9 protein-coding genes are annotated in these 9,003 nt (G+C 74.3%); 4 read left to right on the forward strand and 5 right to left on the reverse strand.

The genetic code is table 11. From position 1 onward, the window contains the following. Positions 1 to 645 (forward strand): SbcC/MukB-like Walker B domain-containing protein (locus tag V7793_RS27655; protein ID WP_336011234.1); only part of this gene is annotated, 645 nt, incomplete at its 5' end. Positions 646 to 698: 53 nt separating this feature from the next. Here the strand turns inward: V7793_RS27655 and V7793_RS27660 are convergent. Then, positions 699 to 1,145 (reverse strand): Lrp/AsnC family transcriptional regulator, encoded by a 447-nt coding sequence (locus tag V7793_RS27660; RefSeq protein WP_336011236.1) that lies wholly within the window; start codon positions 1,143 to 1,145, stop codon positions 699 to 701. A 94-nt stretch (positions 1,146 to 1,239) separates the two neighbouring features. Between V7793_RS27660 and V7793_RS27665 the strand changes: the two genes are divergently transcribed. The 3 genes from V7793_RS27665 to V7793_RS27675 all read left to right on the forward strand — a co-directional run bounded on the left by V7793_RS27665 (position 1,240) and on the right by V7793_RS27675 (position 2,447). After that, positions 1,240 to 1,767, forward strand: coding sequence for a rhodanese-like domain-containing protein (locus tag V7793_RS27665; RefSeq protein WP_443058009.1), 528 nt, complete (start codon positions 1,240 to 1,242; stop codon positions 1,765 to 1,767). 78 nt (positions 1,768 to 1,845) lie between these two features. Then, the gene (locus V7793_RS27670; protein ID WP_058041442.1) at positions 1,846 to 2,076 is read left to right on the forward strand and encodes a hypothetical protein; all 231 of its coding nucleotides are present in this window, start codon (positions 1,846 to 1,848) and stop codon (positions 2,074 to 2,076) included. After that, positions 2,076 to 2,447 (forward strand): hypothetical protein, encoded by a 372-nt coding sequence (locus V7793_RS27675; RefSeq protein ID WP_058041443.1) that lies wholly within the window; start codon positions 2,076 to 2,078, stop codon positions 2,445 to 2,447. Before V7793_RS27670 ends, V7793_RS27675 begins: the two co-directional genes overlap by 1 nt. A 48-nt stretch (positions 2,448 to 2,495) precedes the next feature. Here V7793_RS27675 and V7793_RS27680 read toward each other — a convergent pair whose 3' ends face one another. From V7793_RS27680 to V7793_RS27695, 4 genes are all read right to left on the reverse strand, one after another. After that, a complete protein-coding gene (locus V7793_RS27680) occupies positions 2,496 to 4,181 on the reverse strand; it encodes a DUF885 domain-containing protein (protein ID WP_336011241.1) in 1,686 nt (561 codons plus the stop codon). Positions 4,182 to 4,254: 73 nt separating this feature from the next. Beyond that, entirely contained in the window at positions 4,255 to 5,628 is a 1,374-nt protein-coding gene (locus V7793_RS27685; protein WP_336011244.1) for a GNAT family N-acetyltransferase, read from the reverse strand. A 110-nt stretch (positions 5,629 to 5,738) separates the two neighbouring features. Then, on the reverse strand, positions 5,739 to 7,157 hold the full coding sequence (locus V7793_RS27690) for a dihydrolipoyl dehydrogenase family protein (protein WP_336011246.1): 1,419 nt from the start codon (positions 7,155 to 7,157) through the stop codon (positions 5,739 to 5,741). A gap of 63 nt (positions 7,158 to 7,220) precedes the next feature. Next, the gene (locus tag V7793_RS27695) at positions 7,221 to 8,792 is read right to left on the reverse strand and encodes an alkaline phosphatase D family protein (RefSeq protein WP_336011248.1); all 1,572 of its coding nucleotides are present in this window, start codon (positions 8,790 to 8,792) and stop codon (positions 7,221 to 7,223) included. Positions 8,793 to 9,003 lie beyond the last annotated feature (211 nt).

Here is a 9,003-nt window from a genome sequence, read left to right on the forward strand (position 1 = left end):
CGCTGCCAGGAGCTGGACCGGCTCTCCGCCGCGGCCGTCACCGACGCCTGCCGGCTCGCCCCGCTGCGCGAGGAGTACCACCGCGTGGCGGAGCTGGCGGCGCTCGCCGCGGGCACGTCCACCCGCAACGAACGCCGGATGCGCCTGGAGTCGTACGTCCTGGCCGCCCGCCTCGAACAGGTCGCGGCCGCCGCGACCGCCCGGCTGCGGCGCATGTCCGCCGGCCGCTACACCCTCGTCCACTCCGACGCCCGGGCCGGCGGCAACGCCCGCTCCGGCCTCGGCCTGCACGTGATCGACCACTGGACCGGCAAGGAGCGCGACACCGCCACGCTCTCCGGCGGCGAGACCTTCTTCGTCTCGCTCGCCCTCGCCCTAGGCCTCGCCGACGTCGTCACGGAGGAGGCGGGCGGCGTCCGCCTGGACACCCTCTTCATCGACGAGGGCTTCGGCAGCCTCGACGAGCAGACCCTGGACGAGGTGCTGGACGTCCTGGACTCGCTGCGCGAGCGGGACCGCGCCGTCGGCATCGTCAGCCACGTCGCCGACCTGCGCCGGCGGGTGCCCGCCCAGCTGCGGGTGGTCAAGGGCCGCTCGGGCTCGGCCGTCCGGCACGAGATCGCCGGCGCCGGCCCGCACGGCTGAACTCACCGCCCCCCGCACCGGGCTCCGGCCGGGCCCCCACCGGGGCCCGGCCTTCAGCGGCCGATCGCGCGCCGCGGCAGCGGGGAGGAGTACACGACGCTGGTCGTCACCGACCCCAGCGCACCGATCCGCCCCGCCACCTCCTCCAGGTGCCGCATCGACCGGGCCGCGACCTTGATCACGAAGCAGTCGTCGCCGGTGACGTGGTGGGCCTCCAGGATCTCCGGCGTGCTCTCCAGCAGGTCGTGGAAGGGTTTGTAGTTGCCGTTGGGGTAGCGCAGCCGGACGAAGGCGAGGACGGGCATGCCCAGCTTCTCGGGGTCGACGACGGCCGTGTAGCCGCTGATGACGCCCGCCTCCTCCAGCCGGCGCACCCGCTCGGTGACGGCGCTGGAGGACATGTTCACGATCCGCGCCAGCTCGGCGTAGCCGACGCGTCCGTTGTGCTGCAGGGCGTCGAGGATGCGCCAGTCGGTGGCGTCGGGGGAATAGCCGGTCATGGGCGATGTTTAGCAGTGAAATCCCTGGTAACTCAAGAGTTTTGCCGAGGAATGACGGTTCTGCTCGGTGATCTTGCGTCGTAGATTCATGGTCATGAACACCACCGCCCCCACCACTGGCCCTGCCCCCACCACTGACCCCGCCGCTGCCGCCGCTCCCGCCACGAGCCGCGTCATGGCCGTGCCGCCCGCGCCCTCCGCCGACGCCGCCGCGTACTTCGCCGCCCGGCTCGCCTTCCACACCGACGTCGCCGACGTTCACGCCGCCCTCGCCGAAGGCGCCGCGGACTTCGTCGTCGTGGACTCGCGCTCCACCGCGTCCTGGGACCAGGGCCACGTCCCCGGCGCCGTCCACCTGCCGACGGCGCAGATCCCGCAGCTGGCCCGGCAGTTCCTCGACCCCGCCGTCCCCGTCGTCGTCCACTGCTGGGGCCCCGGCTGCGACGGCGCCACCCGCGCCGCCCTGGCCCTCGCCCGGCTCGGCTACCGCGTCAAGGAGATGCTGGGCGGCATCGAGTACTGGATCCGCGAGGGCTACGCGGTGGAGACCGCCGACGGCACCCGGCAGCTCCCGGCGGACCCGCTCACCGCCCCGCTCGACGCGGACGACTGCGGCTGCTGACCGGCCGGGCGTGCGCCCTGCGCACGAAGTCCGCCCGGGCCGCTGCCACCCGCGGTACTCGGCCGGTACCGTGGGGGCATGCCGGCACTCAACATCGAATTCACGGAAGAGGAACTCGCGGCCATCCGCGAGGCCGCTGCCGCGGACGGCAAGAGCATCAAGGCGTACGTGCACGACCTGTCCGTGCGCGAACAGCAGCGCCGCCGCTTCGTGGAGCGCGCCGCCAAGTTCTGGAACGAGCACGTGGCGGAGTTCGACGCCGCCTTCCCCGAGGAGGCTCCGCCGTCCACGGGTGGTGCGGCTGCCTGATGTCGCTGCTCATCGATCTGCCCTGGCTCCTGGGCGTACAGGAGCAGAAGCTGTACGAAGAGCCCGCCGTCCACGACTACACCGCCCTCGCCGCCGCCGTCTCGCGGCACGCCTTCGACGTGGCGAAGTTCGACCACGAGCCCGACGCCGCCTGGCGCGCGGCCGCCCTGATGCACACCCTCGTCCGCCTGCAGCCGCTGCCCGTGCGCAGCAGCCTGTACGCGTGCATGGTCGTCGTGGCCTACATGGCCGCGGCCGGCGAGGGCATCGACCCGCCGTACGGATCGATAGTCGACCTCGCGCGCGACATCAAGGAATACCGCGTCGACGTCTACGAGTGCGCCGACCGGATCCGCACCTGGCGCATCTGACAGACCTGGAGGAGGGGGCGGGCCCGCAGGCTCGCCCCCTCCTCGCCGTCACAGCACCGACAGCTCGGCCACCAGGTCGTCCAGGCCTAGCGAGCCCTGCGACAGCGCCGCCATGTGCCAGGCCTTGGCGTCGAAGGCGGCACCGTGCGCGGCGCGGGCCGCGTCGCGGCCGGCCAGCCAGGCCCGCTCGCCCAGCTTGTAGCCGGTCGCCTGACCCGGCATGCCGAGGTAGCGCACGAGCTCGCTCTCCACGAAGTCCGCCGGGCGGCCGCTGTGCATGCCGAAGAACTCCTGCGCCAGCTCTGGCGTCCAGCGCTCACCGGGGTGGAAGGGGGAGTCCGCGGGGATCTCCAGCTCCAGGTGCATGCCGATGTCGACGATCACCCGGGTGGAGCGCATCATCTGGGCGTCGAGGTAGCCCAGCCGGTGCTCGGGGTCCGTGAGGAAGCCCAGTTCGTCCATGAGCCGCTCCGCGTACAGCGCCCAGCCCTCGGCGTTGGCGCTGACCCCGCCGAGGGTGACCTGGTAGCGCGAGAGCTGCTCGGCCACGTGCATCCACTGCGCGAGCTGGAGGTGGTGGCCCGGGACGCCCTCGTGGTACCAGGTGGACACCAGGTCGTAGACGGGGAAGCGGGTCTGGCCCATGGTCGGCAGCCACGTGCGGCCCGGGCGGGAGAAGTCCTCCGACGGCTCGGAGTAGTACGGGGCCGCCGCGCCGCCGGGCGGGGCGATGCGGGACTCGACCCGCTTGACCCGCTCGGCCAGCTCGAAGTGCGTGCCGTCCAGCGCCTCGATGGCCCCGTCCATCAGCTCCTGCAGCCAGACGCGCACCTCCTCGACGCCCTCGATGTGCGTGCCGTGCTCGTCGAGGTGGGCCAGCGCCTCCCACGGCGTCCTCGCGCCGGGCAGCACCTTCTCCGCCTCGGTGCGCATCTCGCCGAGGATGCGGTGGAACTCCGACCAGCCGTACGCGTAGGCCTCGTTGAGGTCGAGGTCCGTGCCGTTCCAGTAGCGCGACCAGCGGGCGTAGCGCTCGCGCCCGATGACCTCCGGGGCGCCTTCGACGCCCGGCGCGTAGACGTCGCGCAGCCAGTCGCGCAGCACGGCGAGACCGCCCGTCGCGACGGCCGCCGCCGCGTCCAGTTCGGCGCGCAGCTCCTGCGGGCCCTCCGCGGTGAAGTCGCCGAACCAGCCGTTGCCGGAGCCGATCCACTCGTCGAGCTGCGTGAGGTTGGTGGCGACCTGACGCGGCCCGGCGGGCAGTTTGCGCTCCAGGCCCTCGGCGAGCGAGGCCCGGTATCCCTCCAGGGCCGCGGGGACGGCCCGCAGCCGCTCGGCGATCGCCGCCCAGTCCTCGGCGGTGTCGGCCGGCATCATGGTGAACACCTCGCGCACCGAGTGCAGCGGCGAGTGGATGTTGCTGACGGCGCGCAGGTGCTCGTCCGCGTCGTGCACCGCGAGCTGGGCGGTGAGGCGCTCGCGCAGCAGGCGGGCGCAGCGGCGCTCGATGCCGGAGTCGGCGCCGGGCTGCCGCTCGGCCTCGGCGAGGCGGTCGAGGGTCGTGCGCGCGAGGTCGGCGACGGCCTGCTGCCCCGCGGGGGAGAAGTCCGGCAGCCGCGTCGCGGACCCCGCAACTCCGAGATAGGTGCCCGTGATGGGGTCGAGTTCGGTGTACGCGTCGACGTAGGCGTCGGCGACCTGGCGGGGAAGCGGGGTACTCGTCTCGTTCGGCATGCGGACATCCTCGTACGGCGGGGCGTGCGGCGTCACCGGCATTTCGTGCTCCGTGCCGGGCTCCGGCGGAATGTCACGATGTGGGCGGGAGCACCGGGACGCGGGCCGGGGCGAGCCGGGCGGTGATGACGAGCGTGCCCTCCTCGACCTGGTAGTCCAGCGGCAGGTCCAGCGCCCGCATCGCCGCGACCATGCCCGTGTTGGACGAGCGCGTGACGGCGTAGACGCTGCCGCAGCCGGCGTCCACGGCCAGGCCGACCAGGCGGCCGAGGAGTTCGCCGCCGACACCGCGGCGCTGCCACTGGTCCTCGACGAGCAGGGCGACCTCCGTCTCGTCGCCGTCCCACAGCAGGTGGCCCAGGGCGACCAGGCGGCCCGTGGCGGTGTACGCGGCCAGGGTGCGGCCGAAGCGCGGGCTCAGCAGGTGGCGCAGGTAGCGGTCGGCGTCGCCCACGGGGCCGTGGTAGCGCTGGGCGAGCGTCGCGGGGGAGCAGCGCTCGTGCATGGCGCGCGCCGCGTCCAGGTCGCCCGCGTCGGCGCGGCGCACGGTGATCGCGTTGCCCTCGGGCAGGGTGAGCACGTCGGCGCGCGGCGGGACGCGCGGGCCGAGGCGGGCGTCGAGCTCGACCAGGGCGCGGGCCCGGGCGAACTCGGTGGGCGTGAACGGCAGGTAAGGGCGCTCGATGGTGATGGAGCCGCCCGCGGGGTCGCGCAGGCGCATCACGGTCCCCTCCCACATCCCCTCCGCCGGAACGGGCTCGGCGGGGGCGCCGCCGCGCGGCGAGCGGGCGGGGGCGGAGCGGATCGTGCAGCGGCCGAGCAGCCGGCGCAGCGCGAGGGGGAGTTCCGCGGCGTCGAGCGCCGTGCGGGTGGCGAGGTTGAGGACCCGGGTGGGGGCGTCCACGAGGTCGTGGGCGTCGGCCCGCTCCAGCCAGGTGTCGCTGCCGCCGCCGGTGGCCGCGGCCTCCGCGAGGTCGCGGGCGGCCAGGGCCCCGGGGGCCCGCAGCAGGAGCTCGTCGACGACGCCGTCGGCCAAGGGGTGCGTCTGCAGGGAGAGGATGTCGACGCCGTGGCGGGCGAGTGCCGAGCAGAGCGCGGCCAGGCTGCCGGGCTCGTCGCGCACGGTCGTGCGCATCCGCCACAGGGTGGTGGCGTCGGCCACGCCGGGATCCGGGGTGTCCTTCACCAGGGTGCGGCCGGAGTGCGCGGCGGCCGGCGGGGCGGGGGGAGCGTGGTGGTGCCGGCGCGCCCACCAGGTGTGGAAGGCCGTCGTGGCCAGCAGGGCGGCGGCCGAGGAGACGAGCAGGACGGGTCCGTCGGGACCGTGTGCGACGGTGTCGGCCAGGGTGTCGGCGGCGGCGACCGCGGTGAACAGGGCGGCCAGTTCGACCAGGTCCCGCCGCCAGTGATGGGCACGGTGGGGCTTCGCGGTGGTCTCGTCCGTCATGGGCACCACCCTGACGGAGGGGTGTTGCGTGATCACGAACAGTCTGTGACCGATGGGTTAAGTGCGTTCTTTTGGTCAACTGTCCCGTTTCCCGGTCCGCGGGCCGGTTTCTACGAGTTCCCGGCCCCCGGGGTGTCCGGCCGGGTCTCGCTCGTACGGAGGTCGGCCAGTGCGTCCTCCACACCCCGGTGGAACGTCGGGTAGGCGAAGATCATGTGCCGTAGCGTCTCCACGGGCACCTCGGCCTGGACGGCCACGGCCAGGCCGTACATCACCTCGCCGCCCGTGGGCCCGGCGGCCGTCGCCCCCACGAGCACGCCGCGGTCCGCGTCCTCGACGAGCTTGACCAGGCCCTCGTTGCCCGCCTTGTGGATCCAGCCGCGCGCGGAGGACGGCACGCGCGAGAGCCCCGTGCGCACCCGCAGCCCCTTCTCGCGGGCCTGGTGCTCGGTCAGGCCCACCGCGCCGACCTCCGGGTCGGTGAACGTCACCCGCGGCAGGGCCCGGTAGTCGGCCTTGGGGCCCGGCTCGCCGAGCACCGAGCGGATCGCGACCTCCGCCTCGTACATCGCCACGTGGGTGAACGCGCCGTGGCCCGTCACGTCGCCCACGCCCCACAGCCCCGGGGCGGCCTGCATCCGGCCGTCCGTCTTCAGGGCCCGCCCGGCGGGGTCGAGGCCCACGGTCTCCAGGCCCAGGGCGCTCAGGTCCGCCCGGCGGCCCGTGGCCACCAGCAGCTGATCGCCCGTCAGCTCCGTGCCGTCCTCCAGCGTCAGCGCGAACGCGTCGCCGCCGTGCCGCACCCCGGTCGCCCGGGCGCCCGTGCGCAGCGTCAGCCCCTCGCCGCCGAGGACCCCGGCCAGCAGCGCGGCCGCCTCCGGCTCCTCGCCCGGGACGAGCCGGTCCATCGCCTCCACCACCGTGACGCGCGTGCCGAAGCGGGCGTAGACCTGGGCGACCTCCAGGCCGATCGCACCCCCGCCGAGCACGAGCAGCGAGCGCGGCGGCTCCTTCGCCGAGACCGCGTCCCGGTTCGTCCAGTAGGGGACGTCCGCCAGGCCCGGCACCGGCGGGATCTGCGGCCGGGAGCCGGTGGCGAGCACCACGCCCAGCCGGGCCTCGAACTCCCGCCCGCCGCCCTCGCCGCCCTCGACCACCACGCGGTGCGGGCCGGCCAGCCTCCCGCGCCCGCGCACCAGGCGGCCGCCCTTGCCGGTGAAGCGGTCGGCCGCCACCCGGTCGTTCCAGTCGTCCGTCGCCTCGTCGCGGATCCGGGCGGCCACCGGCGCCCAGTCGGGCACGACCTGCTGCACCGAACCCGCCATGCCCGGCACGCGCCGCGCCTCGGCCAGCAGGTTCCCCGCGCGGATCATCATCTTGCTCGGCACGCACCCCCAGTACGGGCACTCGCCGCCGACCAGCTCCGCCTCGACGCCCACCACGTCCAGCCCCGCCTCGGCGAGCCGGCCCGCGACGTGCTCGCCGCCGGGGCCCATGCCGATGACGACGACGTCCACCTGCTCGGCCATGGCAAGCCACCTTCCGCTCGGGTCGGCCGGACAGCCCCACCATCCCACCGCCCGCAGGCGGCGTCATTGTCCGACGCGCCCCGGCTGCAGCACCTTGGTGAACAGCACCGCCCCCTCCTCGTCGCGCAGCCGCACCGTCAGCTCGCCGCCCTCGCCGTCGATGCACACCTCGCCGAAGAACTGGCTGCCCCGGCCGGGCGGGACGTTGGCGGTGGCCGGCGCCTTGAGGAAGACCTGCTGCGGGCCGAACGTGCCGTCCAGCCCGTTCGCCGGGAAGCCGCCCGCGTTCAGCGGCCCCGAGACGAACTCCCAGAACGGCGCGAAGTCCTTGAACGCGGCCCGCTCCGGGGCGTAGTGCTGCGCCGAGGTGTAGTGCACGTCAGCGGTCAGCCAGACCGTGCCGGTGATCCGCCGGTGCTTGACGTGCCGCAGCAGCTCGGCGATCTGCAGCTCGCGGCCGAGGGGCGCGCCCGGGTCGCCCTGCGCGACCGCCTCGAAGTCCGCCGGGCCGTCGGTGACCACGAGCCCCAGCGGCATGTCGGAGGCGATCACCTTCCACACCGCGCGCGAGCGCGACAGCTCCCGCTTGAGCCACTCCAGCTGCCGGGCGCCCAGGATCCCCTGCGCGTCGTCGGGGCGGCGGCCGGGCGAGTTGGCGTTGCGGTACGTGCGCATGTCCAGGACGAAGACGTCCAGCAGGGGGCCGTGGCGCAGGACGCGGTAGATGCGGCCGTCGCCGTCCTCCTGCTGCGTGGAGAGGGGGAAGTATTCGGAGAAGGCCCGCCGCGAGCGGGCGGCCAGCACGTCCAGGCTCTTCTCCGCGTAGCGCGCGTCGTCCATGATCTGGCCGGGGTACCAGTTGTTGTGCACCTCGTGGTCGTCCCACTGCACGACGGTGGGCACCTCGGCGTTGAACCGGCGCAGGTTGGCGTCGAGCAGGTTGTAGCGGAACGCGCCGCGGAACTCGGCCAGCGTCTCGGCGACCTTCGCCTTCTCCTCGGTCGTGACGTTCCGCCAGACACTTCCGTCGGGCAGCGTCACGGACGGCGCGATGGGGCTGTCGGCGTAGATGGTGTCGCCGCTGCACAGGAAGAAGTCCGGTTCCAGGCGCCGCATGTGCTCGTAGATGCGGTAGCCGCCGCGGTCGGGGTTGATGCCCCAGCCCTGCCCGGCCAGGTCCCCCGACCACAGGAAGCGCACGTCCGAACGGCGGGCGGGCGCCGTGCGGAAGGTGCCGTGGACCGGGCGGCCGGTGCGGCGGGGGTCGTCCGGGTCGGCCAGCAGGACGCGGTGGTGGATCTGCTCGCCGGGCGGCAGGCCGCGCAGGGCCGTCCTGCCGGTGAAGTCCGTACCGGGCCCGACCAGCGGGCCGTGCCGGCGGCGTACGGAGCGGAAGGACTCCGTGGCCGAGGTCTCCACGATCATCCGGGCGCGGCGGTCGGCCCGCACCCACACCAGGCCCGAGGAGGCCGTCACGTCGCCGGCCTGCACGCCCCACCGCGCCTCGGGCCGCCCCGCCAGGGCCAGCGCAGGAGCGGCGCCCACGGCCGGCGGCACCGCGGAGGCCGCAGCGGCGCCCACCGCCCCCCGCAGCACCGCGCGTCTGCCGACTGCGTGCCCGGACCCCTGCGCCATGGAAACTCCTCCTGTGCCGACGGCTGCGCCGTGCTCGGTGATCGCTCCCGACGTTCCTACCGGCGCGAGGTGCCCGGCGGTGGAACGCGCCGTGAACAACGGCGTCAACGAGCCACGGCGGCACGTCGCCATCCGGGCTATATGTCCCGTATCAAGGGGTTTCTGCCGGTATTTATGAGTCTGTGATCCTACGAAACCGGTGGCGCCGCGC

The sequence above is a fragment of the Streptomyces sp. KLMMK genome (genome assembly GCF_036961605.1).
Taxonomy (GTDB): domain Bacteria; phylum Actinomycetota; class Actinomycetes; order Streptomycetales; family Streptomycetaceae; genus Streptomyces; species Streptomyces telluris.

Excerpts from the sequence above, each read along its gene's own strand:
- V7793_RS27680 (WP_336011241.1), bottom strand. The coding sequence starts at position 4,181 with ATGCCGAACGAGACGAGTACCCCGCTTCCCCGCCAGGTCGCCGACGCC.
- V7793_RS27665 (WP_443058009.1), top strand. The coding sequence starts at position 1,240 with ATGAACACCACCGCCCCCACCACTGGCCCTGCCCCCACCACTGACCCC.
- V7793_RS27690 (WP_336011246.1), bottom strand. The coding sequence starts at position 7,157 with ATGGCCGAGCAGGTGGACGTCGTCGTCATCGGCATGGGCCCCGGCGGC.
- V7793_RS27685 (WP_336011244.1), bottom strand. The coding sequence starts at position 5,628 with ATGACGGACGAGACCACCGCGAAGCCCCACCGTGCCCATCACTGGCGG.
- V7793_RS27675 (WP_058041443.1), top strand. The coding sequence starts at position 2,076 with ATGTCGCTGCTCATCGATCTGCCCTGGCTCCTGGGCGTACAGGAGCAG.
- V7793_RS27660 (WP_336011236.1), bottom strand. The coding sequence starts at position 1,145 with ATGACCGGCTATTCCCCCGACGCCACCGACTGGCGCATCCTCGACGCC.
- V7793_RS27695 (WP_336011248.1), bottom strand. The coding sequence starts at position 8,792 with ATGGCGCAGGGGTCCGGGCACGCAGTCGGCAGACGCGCGGTGCTGCGG.
- V7793_RS27670 (WP_058041442.1), top strand. The coding sequence starts at position 1,846 with ATGCCGGCACTCAACATCGAATTCACGGAAGAGGAACTCGCGGCCATC.